The sequence below is a fragment of the Rosistilla carotiformis genome (assembly GCF_007753095.1).
GTDB classification, from domain to species: Bacteria; Planctomycetota; Planctomycetia; order Pirellulales; family Pirellulaceae; genus Rosistilla; species Rosistilla carotiformis.
The window spans coordinates 1949223-1966683 of sequence record NZ_CP036348.1; the positions used below are offsets into that span (position 1 = coordinate 1949223).

Sequence of the window (17461 nt, forward strand, 5' to 3'; positions counted from 1 at the left end):
AGTCGATCCGCCGCCGAGAACAAACTTTGTGTGAAGGCAAAGATCGCCCGGTCGCTGGCCATCGGTAACGATTGCCGCGACCGGGTTTTTATTTTGATTTTAAGGGACGGTGACGCGATGGTATTGCACCCCGCCATTCAGCCGACATTGTGCGTGATCGGTTACCCGGTCGCCGGGAATGCGATGCAATTCGCTTTCGAGAGGTCGCTTCAGGAAGCGGGCCTGGATTGGAAATTCGTATCCTTTAACGTTCAACCCGATTCCTTTGATGAAGCGGTCCGTGGCGTCAAGGCGTTGGGGCTCGCTGGGGTCGCGATTGCGTCTCCGTTCGAAACACAAGCATCCGGCCACGCCGAACAGTTCACCACTGGCAGTGCTGCCGATCTGTGGATCGACTTTTTACAACCGCTGCGGGGAACCTGGGTTGGCAGCAATCAACTCGGCCGCGCCGTCTATCAGTTGACATGCGAGGCGGTCCCCGATCTCAACCAAGTTTGGATTTTGGGAACCGGACCTCAAGCGCGTGGTATCGCCGCCTATTTCACCGCGCATTCGCAACCGTGCACGTTGGTCTCCTCCGCGGTATTGCAGCCGACCGTTGCAGCGGGGGCGCCGGCCAGCGACGCTGAAGAAAGCGTTGCGGAAGCCGAATCCGAGCCCCTGGTAACCAGCGCCGTTTTGATCCGCGCCGATTCCGACGACGGAACTCCTTGTCCGATCGAGCAACTGGAAATTGAAGCTTGTCATAACGTGGGCTGCTGTGTCGAACTGTCTCTCGACCCCGCAACGCGTCTGCCGAGCGTCGGTCAAGCCGCCAGCGTTTCGGCGGTCGATGTTTTGGTCCAGCGATTTGCCAACGGATTCCAAGACTGGACCGGGCTTCCCTCGCACCCTTCGACGTTGCGGGAAGCTGTCGAAGAGTATTTTGAACTGTAGCCACATCGACGGCAAAACCACCGACACGCGTCGGCCTTCTCGTCGCACAGGCGGCCTCGACGGCGGCATTGATCTGGACTTATGGATCGGTCCAACTTTACGATCGTCGCACCAACGTATCGTATTGATTTCAACCGCACTCGGCAGCCCTCGTAGCGCCACCATTCAGCTCAGCATGGCAATTGGTTCATGAAAATCGCACTTGCATTTTCGGGGGGAGGTGTCCGGGCGACGGTGTTTCACTTGGGGGTGTTGGCTCGTCTTGCGCGGCAGGATTTATTGGGGAACGTGAAAATCGTGTCCTCCGTTTCCGGGGGCAGTTTGGCCGCAGGGCTGGTCTTCGCCACCGCGGGCAATTGTTGGCCAAGCAGCGAACAATACCTGCACGACGTGGTGCCACGCTGTCTGTCACTTTTGACAATGCGAAATCTGCAGCGGACGTTTGTGGCGCAGTCGTTGATGTTTCCGTGGCGTTTGGCGTCGGGCCGCGCTTCGGTTCTGGGGGACGTGCTTGAAAGCACTTGGGGGCTGAAAGGGTCTCTGGCCGATTTACCGATCGCACCCCGATGGATCATCAACGCGACCTGTTATCAAACCGGAAAAAACTGGCGTTTCCAGCGCGATTTGATGGGCGATTACCGGACGAAGTATGTCGTCGATCCCGAGTTCCGCTTGTCACACGCACTGGCAGCTTCGGCCGCGGTACCAGGGTTGGTCGGCCCTTTGTTGATTCGATCCAAAAAATACGCGTGGTCAGAGTTCCGCGACGACGACTGGCAAGGGATCCCACCCAAGTACAAGCATCTGCATCTTTGGGATGGCGGCGTCTACGACAACTTGGGCGTCGAGCCACTGTTTAAACCCGGCGAAGGGCTTCGTGAGGGGACCGACTACTTGATCGTCTGCGACGCTTCGCGACCGTTATCTTGCGACGCCCGCCAGTCGAGGTGGCGGCCCGGTTTTCTGAAGGCCTCGCTGCGATTGGTCGATGTTGCGACCGACCAAGTGCGCAGCCTGCGGGCAAGGATGTTGATGGAGCACTTCAAACAACATCCCGGATCGGGAGCCTATTTGCGACTGGGACTTGCCACCAAAAATGTGTTTGCCCGCAGCCCCGTCCAAGGCAAGCCGGCGTTGACCGATGACGAAGTGCGGCGGGTCGGGCAAATCGAGACCACCCTGCGGCAACTCACGCACGGCGAGTTCAGTTTGCTGTTCCGCCATGGCTTCGAAGTCGCCGATGCCATGTTGTCGACCTACGGAAAAGAATCGCTCCGCAATGTCCCACGCAATCGGGTGCTCTTCAACGCCGCCTAAGCTTCCAGAATCGAGCAGCTGGCAAGGACATGCATTCCGCAGGGCGGATGCATTACGAGGCAAATCCGCCGCTGGTGTACCAGAACGCGAACAGCATCACGATCCAAACCAGATCTAAGAAGTGCCAGTAGAGGGCGGTGAACGAGATCCCCCAGTGCCGCTCGTGATCATACAGCCCGCGCGACAATCGGATGGTCACGATCACCAGTGCCGCGACTCCGCCGATCACATGCAGCGCGTGCAGCAGCGCCAGCACCAACATCATGCCGGCCAGGCCCGCTTCGAGCCCCGCGGTGGCATACCCGCCTGCGACATGCCACATCGCCAGACCCTGAATCGCTAAGAAAGCAACTGATCCGGCGAGCGCCGCAATCAACAGAAGCAGTGCTTGACGGCAGTGCTCGCGTCGCACGCTGGCGACGGCCCAGTGCAGCAAGCCACTGACGAAGACTAAGCACAACGTGCTCCAGGCAAACGACAGCGGCAGCTTCTCGGCCTGGATGAACGCCGTCTCACGCCAGCTGGCGTACAAGACAAACGTCACGATTCCGGCAATAAAAAAGACCAGCAGGGATGCCAGAAACAGCAGGCCGCCCTGCTGGGCACGTTTGTCTGCGGGCAACGCCGTCGAAGCAGCCATGGGAATCGGAGCTCTAGGAAGGTTTCCGAAAACCACGTTGGCGACTCGCCGCGCACCGGCGAGTCGAAGCAGTTGTGGGAACCCGAGTTGAAAGTATCGCTGGCCGCAGATTAAACCTTGTCGGCAACCGAAGCAACAACCTTGTCGATCAAGCCGTATTCGACCCCTTCATCGGCCGACATAAATCGGTCGCGGTCGGTGTCCTTTTCGATCTCTTCCATCGATTTGCCGCAGTGGTGGATCAAGATCTCGTTCAGCTTCCGCTTGATGCGGCGGAACTCTTCAGCGTGAATTCGGATCTCTTCGGCGGTTCCCTGCATTCCGGCCAACGGTTGGTGGATCATGATCCGTGCGTTGGGCAGCGCGAATCGTTTTCCCTTGGCACCGGCGGTCAACAACACTGCACCCATCGAAGCCGCTTGGCCGATGCAGTAGGTTGCCACGTCGCAGGAGACGAATTGCATCGTGTCGTAAATCGCCAGGCCAGCGCTAACGCTGCCGCCGGGCGAATTGATGTACAGATGGATGTCCGCCTTGGGATCGTCCGACTGCAGGAACAGCATCTGCGCGACCAACGAATTGGCAATCTCGTCGTTCACTTGTGAGCCGAGGAAAATGATCCTGTCTTTCAGCAAGCGACTGTAGATATCGTAGACTCGCTCTTCGCGACCGCTCTTCTCGACGACGTAAGGGATCAGTGGCATCGTGGGCAACCTGTGGAATCGGGGATGAATGCGTGGTGAATGAAATCTGACTCGGCTGACTCGTGACGGCTAGCCCTTGGCAACTTCGTCTTCGGCACCCATCGGCGGCTTGGTCAAAATGTCGTCGACGATTCCGTATTCCTTGGCGGCTTGAGCGGTCAAGAAGAAATCGCGGTCGGTATCGTGAGCGATCTTTTCCACGGTCTGCCCGGTGTGTTCAGCCAGGATGCCGTTGAGCACATCGCGATAACGCAAGATCTCGTTGGCATGGATTTCGATGTCGCTGATCTGACCACCCACGCCACCGGCGGGTTGGTGCATCATCACGCGCGAATGAGGCAAAGCGTAACGCTTCCCCTTGGTTCCACCGACCAACAAGACAGCCCCGCCGCTGGCTGCTTGGCCAACGCAGTAGGTTGCAATCGGGCATGACAGCATCTGCATCGTGTCGTAGATCGCGAGCGTTGCGATCACGTCGCCGCCTGGCGAATTGATGTAGAAGTGAACATCTTTGCGGCGGTTTTCGCTTTGCAGATAAAGCAGTTTCATGACCACTTCATTTGCGTTGCCGGTATGAATTTCGCCTTGCAAAAAGACGATACGGTTTTCCAGTAACAAATCCCCAAGCGTCAGCTGACGTTGGCGTTGCACGCTTTGGTAGGAATGGGAATTCCAGATCTCTTGATTCATGGGGCGCCTTCGCAAGTGGGACAGTAATTCGTCTGCTTTATGATTGCTAATTCACAGTCGGTGGCAAGGTGGGGTATCGGCACCGACACCACAAACGCATTAGATTCTTTGCTGTTTCGAAATGCCTGCATTTACCGACCACGCGACTCTGCCGTTACTCGCCGGTTGGCACAGCAACAAAAAAGATCCTTGTCTCAGCGGGGCTGAAACAAGGATCTTGCGAATTCTGGTCGTGGGCAGACGCCCCCAACGATCGAATTATTCGTTCGACGATTCAGGACGTTGTCGGCCGCCGCGCCGTTGCCCCCCGCCTTCACCGCCACGTCCTCCACGGTCGCCGCGACCGCCCGCTTCACCGCCACGTCCTCCGAATGCGCGTTCGGGAAGGTCGAACTTGACGCCTTTGAGCTTTTCGAATTCGGCTTGCTGTTCGCTGGACAATACCGCCAACAGATCGGTTTCGACGCTCTTTCGCACCTCTTCAAATTGAGCTCGCATCGCTTCGCGATCGGGACGCTCTCCGGCTTGGTCGTCGCCACCGCGACCGCGACCGGCAAACATCTCCTGCATCTTTTCACGCATCTTCGCTTGCGAAGCGGTTTGAGCTTCGGTCAGCTTGCTTTTCTGAGCGTCGGTGATCTTCAATTCGGTCGTGACGTAATCGGTGAACAGCGCGTTGACCCCTGTCATTTGAATGGCGATTTCACGCAGACGATCCAGTTGCGGCGGCAGCAAGATCTGTTCCACCATCGCGTTGGATTCTTCCATCTGGGCTTCGCGTTCCTTTTGCATTTTGGCCATGAATTCGCCCCGCTCCTCTTCGGACATGTTGCGGAAATCGGGACGCTCGCCACCGCGCCGACCGTTCTCACGATCGTTCATCTTTTTCAACGCTTCGACTTGCTCGGCCTCCAAACCGATCTCTTCGCGAACTTCTTCGGAACGCAAAGCGGCCGCGACCGGCAAGTACTTGCTATTGCCGATTCCTCCGCCACCGGGGCCGCCACCACGTCCGCCCCGTCCACCACCGGGTTGTGCCAAAACAGGGGTCGCGACAAGCGCGATGGCTGCGCATAGAAACAGCGAATTTCGAGAGGGAACGAACATGGGCTAGAACTCCAATCACACGAAGGGTCACGCTGGACGCCAAGCGGCTCAGCTGAAAAGTTTGTTTTTACGAAGGCTTTTAACCACGCCCGTCGTGCCGGGTTTCGCACGATTCCCACAGTTTTGAAAAATCTGGCTTTCGTCCCAACGGCGTCCCAGACGCCAGTTTTCATTTGCGTTGGGCGGCGAACCAACTCAAAATGGGCGATTCCTTTCCACCAACTCGTTCGATTTCCGCGAATCCGCTCCTGGGGAGTCCTGCTGTGACTACGATCTATCGCGCCCTGGCTACGCTTCTTCTCGTGCCACTGGCTGCCTGTACCGCCCAGGCGCAATCACAGGCCCTTGCGCAGGGCGAACGGGTTATCTCGGTCGGCCCCGTGATCCCTCCCAAGCCTGTCAAAGCCGATGCCACCAAACGCCTGCCGTCGCCCCCGTGCACGGTCGATTGCGAGAAAGCCGCCGCCCGAGCTGCGGATGCTGGCGAAACCTCGACGACATTGGGCCAATCGGTGCTGGAAATCAAGGCGCCGCGAAACAGCGACGGTACCGTGACACCCGATTCGGACGCCCCCAAGCTGCCCGCGCCGCGTGATCGCGAGGCGGCGCTGCGGGAAGAGTACGCAAAATTCCAGCAAGATCTGAACGAAGCGAACCAAAAGATCGATCGTCTTTCGAAACAATTGCAATTGTCGGAACAGCGTGCCGCGAAAAACTCCGCGAGCGCTCCCCTCGTGCAACAGCTCGAAGCAAAGCTCGCGGAGATGCGGAAAACGCACGCGGAAGAAATCGCAGCGGCCGACACGCGACTGAAGGTTCTGGTCGACGAGATCTCGGTCGGCCTGGGCTCGACGCGGAAAGAGATGGATGCTCGCGAGTTGGCGATGAAAAAGAAGATCGCAGCGGCAGCGGAAGATCATGAGGCGGCAAAAAAGGCGTTTGCTGTACAGATGAACGAGATCAAGGCCGCATTGGTCAGTAAGTCCGATGAATTGGCCAAACATGCCGAACGGGCCAAAGTTCACTTGAAACAAGCCCAAGCGACGCAAACGCAGGCCGCGAAGGCGCAACAGGAATTCAGTCAACGATTGCAAGCGATGGCGAAGCAGGTCGAGGCAGCGGAACAGCAAGCCCAGATGCGCGAACTGCGGTCGAAGGAACTGGAAACGCAGCGGGATATGCTGCGCGAACAGCTCGATCAGGTCATGGAAAAAGCAGGCGACATGCAGAAGAGGCAAAAGGCGTTGGAACATGAACTGGCGGAAACGAAAGACGAATTGAAGTCGGCGCGTGCAACGCAAAAGAAACGCAAACCCAAGAAGAAGCGTGACGAGAAATAAAATCGCTTTTGTTAGATAAGTCTCCGCCGCTGAAACATCCTCTTTTCCAGCGGCTTGGCGGTTCCCTCTTCACTCGACGAAGCCTCCCTCCAACCGCAGCCGAAAATCCCACGGACCGAATCTTATGAAATCTCTGACCTCCGAAAGGCAATTCGCGAGTGTCTTCACGATCGTTTTGTTGTGTCTGACCTGGACGGCACCTGCCTTCTCCCAATTTGCCCCTGCCACACAAGCCAATCGCGGTCAACCGGCTGCGGTTTCGAAACCGCAAGGCGATCCCAAGGCGGGGCCGGAACCATCGAAGGACTCCAAGCCGGGAGACAAAGAAAAGGACAACGACAAAAAGTCCGAAGGGGACGACAAGAAGGGAGACGAGGCAAACCCGCCCGAGGTGGTGATGCGACCGGGTGAACCGCCGGAGCCGCCCGATGCGAAGGAATTCGAACTGCGTCCCGATCCCGACGGGCGGATCCGTTTCCGGTTCCGGAACCAGCCTTGGCCCGACTTCTTGCAATGGCTCAGCGATGTCGGCGGCTACAGCCTCGATTGGCAACAGATGCCCGGCGGGTATCTGAACTTGATTACCTACCGCAGCTATACGATCACCGAGGCGCGCGATCTGGTCAATCGGTTGCTGCTGGATCGCGGTTATACGATGCTGCTGCGCGGGCAGGTGCTGTCGATCGTGAAGATCGACAAACTCGACCCCAGCATGTTGCCGCGGGTCGAAGACGAAGCGGAATTGATGGACCTGTCACCCTACGATTTCGCCAAGATCACGTTCCCGCTACCGACCAAACTGAAAGCCGAAGCGCTAGCGGCGGATGTCAAATCGCTGCTGAGTCCCAACGGCAAGGTGCAACCGCTGGTGTCGTCGAACCGACTGTTGGTGATCGATGCGGTCGCCAACCTCCGCGACGTCAGTCGATTGATCAACGCCGAACACGCCGCCGCCGATTCGCATCAGGTGCCACGCGAATTTCATATCCGATACGTCCGCGCCGATTATGTCGCCGATCAAGTCATGATCCTGCTGGGCTTGGACCCCTCGTCGCGACGCAGCCCCAACGAATTGCAAGTCGAACAGCAGCGGTTGCAGTTGTTTATGCAGATGCAGCAAAAGGGGAAAGACGTGACAAAGTTCCTGCGAGGCGACAGCGCCCCGGAGGTGTTTGTGACGGTGAACAAACGGGTCAACAGCGTTCTCGTCAACGCTCCTCCCGACGTGCTGGTGAAAATCGAACGTACGATCGAGCAACTGGATGTTCCCAGTGGATCGGCTGGTGGCAGCCTGGTCACTGGCGAACCGGGGGAAACCGATGGCCTTGTCGAGATGCGGCGGTACGCCTTGGTCAGCCTCAAGCCTGAATCGGTCGTGACCGCACTCAAAGAGATCGGCGACCTCGACCCGCGAACCATGCTGCAGATGGACGCCGATGCGAAGGTGATCTTCGCCAGCGCAACGGTTCGAGATCACGAAAAGATCAGCGCGATCATCGACAAACTGGATGGTTCGGGACGCGAGATCGAAGTCATTTGGTTGAAGCGACTGCCCGCCGATCAAGCGGCCGTCACGATCCATAATCTGTTGATCGGTAAGAAAGAGGAAGACGACTCCAATCGCAACAACTATTACTACCGGCGCTACGGTGGTGGTGGGGACGATGACGATAAGCCCGATTCGGATTTCCGTGTTGAAGCCGATATCGAAAACAATCGCCTGCTGCTGTTCGCGAACAAAGCCGAACTCGAAGCCGTCAATAACTTGTTGGTCAAGCTGGGCGAGTTGCCCGGCGACAGCGGCAATCCCAATACGATTCGGGTGCAGGATTCTCGGGGAGCGAAATCGACAGCCGATTTGATTCGCCAGCTGCAGCAATTGTGGCCTGCCACCGCTAATCCGATCCGCGTCGAAGGAGATTTGCCCGCCGTGGAAGAGGAGTCCGAATCGTCGCCATCCGACGAAGATCAGCCTACGGATTCCGCGGAACAAGACGACGCCAGGACGACCGCGGTGCCAAAGCGACCGCGAGTGCAGACCGCTGTTTTCATGCGGCCGCAAGTTTCGCAAGGATCGACGGGAAACGCGGCGCAATCGCCCGCTGGTAACGAGAAAACGGCCGCTGACGATGCGAAGAATACGGGGAACGAAACGTTGCCGCCGATCACGATCTCGATCGCCAACGATGGCCGCTTGATCTTGAGCTCGCAAGACACCCAGGCGCTCGACGCGTTGGAAGAGTTGATGCAGCGACTCGCCCCGCCTCCCAAGAAACACCGTGTTTTCTATCTGCAATACGCCTTGGCGTCGCTCGTTAAATTGAACTTGGACGAGTACTTCGAGGACGAAAAATCGAGCGACAGCAGCGACAATTGGATGCGTGCCTGGATGGGCATGGACTTCAAGGATGAGTCGAAGAACAACGGTCTGGCCAGTCGTCGTCCCGTGCGGTTTATCTACGACATCGACACCAATTCGATCCTCGTCCGCGATGCCACGCCGCAGCAGATGGAGACGATTGCGGAGTTGATCGAGATCTACGACCGCGCCCCGTCGGAAGAATCGATCAGCGCCCGTCGCCTAAAAGTTTTTAAGCTCGAATACTCCGACGCCAACGTCGTCGCGGCGACGGTCAAAGATGTCTTCCGCGACCTGTTGTCCTCCAAAGACAAAGAGTTTTCCGGGGGCGCCGACAAGGAGAAACAGAGTTCGGGTTCGTCGCGGACCTTCCGAATCTTTGGCGGCGGCGATGACGACAAGGACAGTAAACCGACGAAGGTCAAAGCGTCGTTCGAAGGGGCGCTGTCGGTTGGTGTCGATGCGCTTTCCAACACGATCATCGTCTCGGCGCAAGAGGAATGGTTGCCTGCGATCGAAGAGATCATCCAATACATGGACCAAAACGCGAAACCCGACACAACCGTGGTTGTTCAATCGTTAAGCGTTCCGATGGATGCCAAGTCGATGCAGATGATAACCGACCTGCTGCGTCCCTGGCCTGGAAACAAGAAACCCGAAGCAAATGCGCCAGGCAAACAGGCCAAGGAGAAGCCGAACAAGAAGCAACCGCAGCCTCAGCAAAACGCCACGCAACAATCCAACGACGATTCTTAGTTGTTGGGGAATTCGGTATCGCCGTGGCGTGCCCGGCGCCTAAAGCCTCGTGGCGTAAGCCCCAGGCGAGCGTCGCCGCGATGCCGTTACTCAAACGCCAACGCCTGCCATCCGGTGGGGGAGCACGAGATCGGCGAATCGGCGACTTCGTTCGGCTGTAAGGTTTTTAGCCGCACAAACCAGACATCTCCGGGAGCCACCGGCAGGCTGCTGAGATCTTTTCGCCGGATCGCCAGTTCGGCATTCCATTGTCCGTCGTGATCGGTCGTTTTGACAAACCACATCGGTTGCCACTGCGCAAATCCGTTGCAGGTATCGCGACAGCGGCCGCTGCGATCAATCTCGAATTGGTAAGCGGTCAACAGATCGCGGTCGACATCGATCTGCAAACTCAACCGTTGCACGTCGTTGAGATCCGCATCACGCTGCCGCAGCGATGCCGGTTCGGTTCTTTCGCTGCCGGGGAAGCCGTCGGGAATCGCAATGTAAATGTAGTCGGCATCGTAGCCGACGCGCAGCTGCGTGGCGGGAACCGTGGGATCGACAGGTCCCCAAAACGGTTCGTCGAGCCGACCGTCGAGGACAGGGCGGTTGGTGCTGAAGGCCGCACGCACTCCAGTGGATTGCTTGTTCTCTTGCCGAGCGGCTAATTGTTCTCGAGCTAGCGACTGCCAAGGGCCCGCGCTTGCCGCGGTCGACAACCGTTCCAGGCCAGAGGTCAGCGCCGGACTTGCAGCTTCTCCCAGCACGCCCGCTTGCGATAACAGGCGGATCGGATGCTGACGCCAGATCAGGTCGGGAGTTTCGGTTTCGCGGATCTTCCTTCCGCTCTGCTCGTCGCTGCTGCTAGCCAACACGACCGGCGAGGACTGTTCGAAGGGAGATCCATAGGCCACTGGGGAAGAGCGTTGCCCGCGATTGGCGAAGCTTGCAGCTTGGCTGAGTCCCTGGGGCAACCGCGTCCATTCCTCGCTGGCATCGATCGCCGCCAACATCAGATCGGCCCAGTGACCGATGGGGCTCTCGGGAACCAACGCTGCTGTCTCGCGAAGCGCCTCGCGATAGAGCGACGGTTCGCCGTACCGATGGCATTGCAGGACCAGCCCACGCATGAATCGCGGCCGATCCGAAGGCCGGATTTGTTTCGTCAATTGTTTTAATCGCGAAGCAAATAGGCCTTTGGAATCGTCGGCGATCGAGCAGGCATCGATCAAATGTTGGATCCATTCGGCATGCCGTGTACGCGGTTGCAGCCCCGCCAATTGCGATCGGCTGCCATGCGGCGGCAGGCGACGCGAAAGCCCTCCGGCGCCGATTGGCAATCGATGCAGCAACGATTCGATCGACTGGACGCTCGCCTCGCGATCCAACAAGCGATCGGCGACCATCACATCGACGTCGGTTTTGCCTGGGGAAATGACCGACAGCACATCGGCCCACTCTTCGCCAACAACGGCTCCCGCCGCGGGCAGGATCGCCGACGGATGCACGACCACGTCGCCTCGTTCGCCACGATGGACGTGAAAGACGCGCTCGACGGTCGGCGTGGCCGTGGCAATTCGCAGCCACGCAGTCCGCTGTTCGGCGGTCAGGTCATCGCTCAACACGACCACTGCGGGCTGCGCTGTTTGCAGGCTTTGATCGATAGCGGTTGCATACGCTCGCGGGTCGGCATCTTCGCGGATCGCCAGCACCTCGCACCCGCCGACATCGCTGAACCCCTGCATTGCCAATTCGTCAGCCGAATGTTCCAACGGATCGTTCAACCGCTCGCCACCCCGATCGTGGATCACTCCCATCGAACGATAGCCTTGCTCCAACGAGTTGGAGACGATCATCGACCAAGCCAGTTCGCGGGCCTCGCGGCTGACAAACAACGCCGCCGCGCGACGCGCTCCGCCACGCTGCGTCTGCCAAGTCTGTCCTCCGTCGGCGGTGTGCAAGATCGTTCCCATCCCGCACGCGGCCCATCCCTTTTGATCGTCCAGGAAGTGCAGGTTGTGGATCGGCGCGGTGATCCCGCTGCCGACGGCAACGATTTCGTTTTGAGCTGTCTTGCGAAAGATCTTGTCGCCGGGAACGCCTGCCATCCAGACCTGGCTGCCGCCACTGGCCAGGCAACGCAAGTCGTAGCGGCTGATGTCGACCGTTGTCGCTTGTCGATTCAGTGGTCGCCAGCTGAGCCCCGCATCGCGGCTAAATGCGACAGCGCCGTCGCGACCTGCTAGCCACTGTTCGGTTGGCGTCGCCGTGATGCATTGCATTCGGCGATCGGAGAAAACCGGATCGGCTGGCGCTTCGGGGCGCTCGCTGCGAAATAAAATCCCCGATCGATCGAGCGTCAACATCGCGCCGCCAGCCATGCCGAGCGACCGGATCGCTTGAGATTCGGATCGCGGAATCGACTGCCACGAACGGCCTGCATCGTAGCTGATGAAGACCGATCCCAAGTGGACCGGCGACCAGTCGCCTGCGGCAATCGCCGTCCGTCGCGAGGTGAATTGCAGTTGCCGAATACGAGGCAGTTCGTTTTCCAGATGCTTCCACGTTTTGCCGCCGTCCTGGGTTTGCAACAACACGCCACGGCTGATCTGTGTATCGGCCTCGTACCAACCGCCCGCAGCCCAACCCTGTTGCGGATCGATAAATTGCACGCAGTCCAACCGGCATCCGACCCCACTGTCCTGCGCCAACCAATGAAGGCCTCCGTCGGGCGTATGCCAGATGACTCCACGGTCTCCCACAGCCCAGCCCTGATTGGCATCGACAAAACAGATGCTCCGCAAGGACGCATCGTCGCGCAAGCTCTCCCGTTTCTCAGTCGCTGGAGGCTCGGCCGCCTGCAGGTGTGGAGGCTGCCGTTGTGCAAAAACGGCCACCAGCAGTGCCAAAATTGGAACGACCGATCGCCGGAATCGCCTTGGCCGCTGGGCGTGCCAAGCGGCCAAGGCGCCCGGTTGCGCATGCTGTGGCGTGAGCGATAGATCCGAAATCACAGCGGTCTGTTGAATCGATGCGTTTGCAATCATGGAACGTGTTCGAATCGTTGACGAGTGGTTGGAGTGAACTTGATCGTGAGCCGGCGATGGCTCAGGTGTAGAGCGCTCGGATGCCAAATATCCCCAGGCAAACCGCTCCGATCCCCAGCACGAGGTTCGCGGTCACATAGGCGGTGGCGGGACCCAAGCCGTCCTTTTCGGCGAACACAACCGCTTCGTACCCGAAAGTGGAAAAAGTGGTCAGGCCACCCAAAAGCCCCACGCGAATCGCCAATTGCAGGCGATCGGGCATGCTGGTCCCCAGGATCGTCGCTTCGGCCAGGCCGCCGATCAACAGGCATCCAAGCACGTTAACGGCGATCGTTCCGGCGGCACCAAGTCCTAAGGCGGTTGTGGCGGCCAGTGTGACCAGGAATCGCAAGGAGGAACCGATGGCGCCGCCGGCGGCGACGGCAAGAACGTCAGCGAACATGGCGAACCCTTCGCGGCGAATGCTTGTCCGTTCCATCTTTCGGACCATTCGGAGTCACCGGCGCATAGGGAATCGCGTCGGCACGAGTCAAATGCCTGCTGAGATTGACCGGCATTAGCCCTCTCCAAATCAAGAATCATTGTGTAAACTGACCGAGCAGGCGTTATGCCCGCGCGTCGCATAGATTCGATGTTTTGATGACTTCGTGTAAATGCCAGTTCGTTCGAACAGACCACTACACCCCCAAATGAGCGAGACGTTTTAGATGAGTACAGCTAGCACCAAATCCGAATCACAGCTGATGACAGGTGCGGATATCCTAGTCAAATCGCTGGTGGATCATGGTGTCGACGTCCTGTTCGCCTATCCCGGCGGGTGCAGCATGCCGATGCATCAATCGCTGACGAAATTCGGGACCGAAGTTCGCACAATCCTGCCGCGCCACGAGCAGGGGGGCGGTTTTGCCGCTCAAGGTTACGCCCGCAGCACCGGCCGCGTCGGAGTTGTGATGGCGACCAGCGGCCCCGGAGCGACCAACTTGGTCACCGCGCTAGCCGATGCAAAACTCGACAGCATTCCGATGGTTGCAATTACCGGCCAGGTTCCGACCGGCGTGATCGGCACCGACGCTTTCCAAGAGACCCCGATCGTCGAAGTCTGCCGCGGGATCACCAAGCATCATTATTTGGTCACCGACCTGGAAGATCTGCCTCGCGTGATGAAAGAGGCGTTCCATATCGCGACGACCGGCCGTCCGGGCCCCGTTTTGGTCGATATGCCTAAAGATGTTCAGATGGCATCGATCAGCGTTCCCGACGAGGTGGAAATGAATCTGCCCGGCTATTTTGCCGAAGCGCCAAAGGTTGCTCCCGAAAAGGTTCGCCAAATCGCTGCGGCGATCAAAATGGCGAAGCGACCGATGATCTACGCCGGTGGCGGCATCATCGCTGCAGGTGCTAGCCCTCAGTTGCGCGAACTGGTTCGCAAAACCGGGATCCCAACCACGATGACCGTGATGGGACTCAGTTCGTTCCCGAACCAGGACGAACTGTCGATGGACATGTTGGGCATGCACGGATCGGCTTACGCCAACTATGCCGTTCGCGATTGCGATCTGTTGATCGCGTTGGGCGTTCGTTTCGACGATCGCGTGACCGGCAAACTGGCCGAATTCGCCAAGCACGCCAAGATCATTCACGTCGACATCGACGCTTCGGAATTGAACAAGAACAAACCGGTTCACATCCCCGTCAACGCGGACGTTGCCGATACGCTGAACGAACTGCTGAAGATCGTCGAAGCACCCACCGACATCAGCCAATGGGTCGCCGACTGTAAGGCCCTGAAAGCCAAGTATCCGTTCAAATACGACGAATCGTTTGACGGCATTCTGCAACAGCATGCCATCCGCACGCTGTCGAACCTGACCAAAGACCGCGACACCTATGTCTCGGTGGGCGTTGGGCAGCACCAGATGTGGGCGGCTCAGTTCTTCCAGTTCAACAAGCCGCGAACTTGGGCTTGCAGCAGCGGATTGGGAACGATGGGCTTTGGTCTGCCTGCGGCGATGGGAGTTCAAGCGGCAAACCCCGACGCGTTAGTGATCGACATCGATGGCGACGGCAGTTTCCAGATGAACATCCAGGAACTGGCGACCTGTTTCTGCGAAAAGCTGCCCGTGAAGGTCCTGTTGCTGAACAATCAGCACCTGGGAATGGTGGTTCAGTGGGAGGATCGCTTCAACGAACGCAACCGCGCCCACACCTACTTGGGCCCGATCGATCACGAAGAAGCTCGCGGTAAGAGCAACGTCGATCGCTTCGCCTACGCTCAGAAGCGTTATCCCGATTTCGTCGGGATCGCCAAGGGATACGGCTGCGGTGCGGCCACGGTCAGCAAGAAGTGCGACCTCGAAGGAGCCCTCTTGGAAATGATCAACTACGACGGTCCTTATCTGTTGGATGTCGAAGTTCCTTACCAAGAGCACGTGTTGCCGATGATCCCGACGCAGCACACCGTCGACGACATGATCCTGGAATAAGCCCAGGCGATTCAGTACCGCGGGCGTAGGCATCGCTGGCGGATCCAAACTTGGCTGTCGCCCCGATCGAATGATTGGGGGCGACAGCCTTTTTTCGCATCGATCTTGGATCGGCGGCCTGTTAGCTAGCACGTCACAGGCCGCGCGAGAATTCAAGTTTCTCTAAACTGCCACTTCCGTTACACTACCGGCCAACGGATCATCCAGCGGAAGTCACTATGAATGCAGCATTGAGTAAGAAGAAGCGATCGGCTCGCGACAGCGAGACCGCCGATGCGAAACCAAATCAATCGTTTCGCGAGACGGTGGAATCGATCGTCGTGGCGATCATCTTGGCGCTGCTGTTCCGCGCGTTTGTCGCCGAAGCCTTCGTGATTCCGACAGGTTCGATGGCCCCGACTTTGATGGGGACGCACAAGGATATCTATTGCCCGCACTGCGGCGAGAACTATCGCACCGGGGCGAGTCTCGAGCTGCCCGACCGCAACACCGGCATGGTCGTTGTTGGCACGATCTGTCCCAATTGCCGATCCGAAACGCCACTGGATCTAGAGGGGAACCCAAACGACGCGACCTTCTCGGGCGATCGAATTTTGGTCAGCAAGTTTTCGTATGCGTTTGGTAAACCGGAACGCTTCGACGTCGGTGTCTTCAAGAATCCTGGCAACGCCAAACAAAATTACATCAAACGGATCGTGGGGCTGCCCAACGAAACCGTCCGGATCACTAACGGGGATCTCTACATCCGCCCCGATGGATCCCAAGATTTCAAGATCGCTCGCAAGCAACAACTCTCCAAGCTGTTGTCGATGAGCCATCTGGTCCACGACTCGGCGCACCAGGCGAAAGAATTGTTGGACGCGCGATGGCCGCTGCGTTGGCAACCCTGGGACGAGGGAGCGGCTTCGCCACCGGAGGACTCTTGGAAGACGCGAGCCGACACCGGCGGGATGACAGCCAAGCTGGACGCCGGCCAATCTGAAACGCGCTGGCTGCGGTATTATCACGACTGGCCCGGCACCGATGCGTGGGACAAAGCTCGCAACGGGATCAAACTGGATAACGCCTCGCCCTACCGCGTGCTGCCGATCACCGACTTCTACGCCTACAACGGCTACCTGACCGTGCCGCGTTGGAAGGTCTACGACGAACAGGGTCAGTTCCTCAGTTCGTATCGTTCGGGGCAGAGTCTTTCGCAGTTTGGCGATGTCCAACAGGGAGCCTACAGTCGGATGGGCGCTCACTGGGTCGGCGATCTGTTGATGGAAATCGACATCGAAACCGAACCGGGCGAAGGTGCTCTCGATCTAATGTTGGTCCGCGCAGGCGTTGAGTATCGCTGCACGATCGACCTCACCTCCGGCGACGCGACGCTGAAAATCGTCGACGGCGACAAACAGCATCCCTTCGATCCGCCAGTCGGACAGGCCAGCGACGATCCAACGGCGATGCAGTCACCCGTCGGACAGACGACAGCGCGCGCGGGAGATCGGATCGATATCCGCTTCAGTAATTACGACGACGAACTGCGGTTGTGGATCGATGGCGACGAGGTCCTTTTCGATCGGCCAACGACCTACGACAGCCGCAGCTATCGAACGCGGGAAGAGGATCGCCCTTATTGGACCGCCGAAAATCCATTGGACGGTGCTCCGTTGGCGATCGGTGTTTCTGGCGTCGCCGCGACGCTGAACCATGTTCGCGTGTTGCGAGACAAGTACTACATCGCGTTGCCCAAGCAATCGCGTTACGGCAGTGCGTTTAATGATTACTCAAGCGATCACGGCGTCGCCAACGACCCGCGCAGCGTAGGCCGCATCTTGGGCAATCCCGAGGACTGGGGCACGACCAAGCTGTGGGCCGCTCGCCGTTCGCAAGAATACACGATGGACGAAGGGCAATATTTCCCCTTGGGCGACAACAGTCCTGAGAGTGCCGATGCCCGGGGCTGGACCGGCAAGCACTTTGTTCCTCGCGACCTGTTGGTTGGCAAAGCGGTCTTCGTCTTCTGGCCTCACCCCTGGAATACGCCGGTCCCCTTCACGCCTAACTTTCGCCGCATGAAATTGATCCATTGATCCCCGCGTCGTCGAACCCCGA

Annotated in this window: 12 protein-coding genes; 6 read left to right on the forward strand and 6 right to left on the reverse strand. The window is 58.5% G+C overall.

The features are described from left to right. The first annotated feature begins 117 nt into the window (after positions 1-117). Both Poly24_RS07255 and Poly24_RS07260 read left to right on the forward strand, forming a co-directional pair. Complete coding sequence (locus Poly24_RS07255) at positions 118-936, forward strand: hypothetical protein (protein WP_145092589.1); 819 nt, start codon at positions 118-120, stop codon at positions 934-936. Positions 937-1125: 189 nt separating this feature from the next. After that, positions 1126-2253: a patatin-like phospholipase family protein gene (locus tag Poly24_RS07260; protein WP_145092591.1), complete on the forward strand. Its 1128-nt coding sequence runs from the start codon at positions 1126-1128 to the stop codon at positions 2251-2253. 52 nt (positions 2254-2305) lie between these two features. On the opposite strand, the gene Poly24_RS07265 is transcribed toward Poly24_RS07260, so the two are convergent. The 4 genes from Poly24_RS07265 to Poly24_RS07280 form a co-directional block, all read right to left on the reverse strand. Next, the gene (locus Poly24_RS07265) at positions 2306-2893 is read right to left on the reverse strand and encodes a cytochrome c oxidase subunit 3 (protein WP_145092593.1); all 588 of its coding nucleotides are present in this window, start codon (positions 2891-2893) and stop codon (positions 2306-2308) included. 110 nt (positions 2894-3003) lie between these two features. Then, positions 3004-3597: an ATP-dependent Clp endopeptidase proteolytic subunit ClpP gene (gene clpP, locus Poly24_RS07270; protein ID WP_145092596.1), complete on the reverse strand. Its 594-nt coding sequence runs from the start codon at positions 3595-3597 to the stop codon at positions 3004-3006. Positions 3598-3666: 69 nt separating this feature from the next. After that, positions 3667-4287 carry a ClpP family protease gene (locus Poly24_RS07275; RefSeq protein WP_145092600.1) on the reverse strand — a complete coding sequence of 207 codons (621 nt, stop codon included), beginning with the start codon at positions 4285-4287 and terminating at the stop codon, positions 3667-3669. Positions 4288-4545: 258 nt separating this feature from the next. After that, positions 4546-5394, reverse strand: coding sequence for a Spy/CpxP family protein refolding chaperone (locus tag Poly24_RS07280; protein ID WP_145092603.1), 849 nt, complete (start codon positions 5392-5394; stop codon positions 4546-4548). A 263-nt stretch (positions 5395-5657) separates the two neighbouring features. Between Poly24_RS07280 and Poly24_RS07285 the strand changes: the two genes are divergently transcribed. Both Poly24_RS07285 and Poly24_RS07290 read left to right on the forward strand, forming a co-directional pair. Beyond that, positions 5658-6734, forward strand: a complete 1077-nt coding sequence (locus tag Poly24_RS07285) for a coiled-coil domain-containing protein (RefSeq protein WP_145092608.1) — start codon at positions 5658-5660, stop codon at positions 6732-6734. Between the two features lie 124 nt (positions 6735-6858). Continuing rightward, positions 6859-9849, forward strand: a complete 2991-nt coding sequence (locus Poly24_RS07290) for a secretin N-terminal domain-containing protein (RefSeq protein ID WP_145092611.1) — start codon at positions 6859-6861, stop codon at positions 9847-9849. An 86-nt stretch (positions 9850-9935) separates the two neighbouring features. Here the strand turns inward: Poly24_RS07290 and Poly24_RS07295 are convergent, their stop codons facing one another. Beyond that, positions 9936-12878 carry a YCF48-related protein gene (locus Poly24_RS07295; protein ID WP_145092614.1) on the reverse strand — a complete coding sequence of 981 codons (2943 nt, stop codon included), beginning with the start codon at positions 12876-12878 and terminating at the stop codon, positions 9936-9938. A 61-nt stretch (positions 12879-12939) separates the two neighbouring features. Then, positions 12940-13320, reverse strand: coding sequence for a fluoride efflux transporter FluC (locus Poly24_RS07300; protein ID WP_231753505.1), 381 nt, complete (start codon positions 13318-13320; stop codon positions 12940-12942). Positions 13321-13585: 265 nt separating this feature from the next. On the opposite strand from Poly24_RS07300, the gene ilvB reads away from it, so the two are divergent. Then, complete coding sequence (gene ilvB, locus Poly24_RS07305; RefSeq protein WP_145092620.1) at positions 13586-15361, forward strand: biosynthetic-type acetolactate synthase large subunit; 1776 nt, start codon at positions 13586-13588, stop codon at positions 15359-15361. Positions 15362-15579: 218 nt separating this feature from the next. Further along, a complete protein-coding gene (lepB, locus tag Poly24_RS07310) occupies positions 15580-17439 on the forward strand; it encodes a signal peptidase I (RefSeq protein WP_145092623.1) in 1860 nt (619 codons plus the stop codon). The last annotated feature ends 22 nt before the right edge of the window (positions 17440-17461 follow it).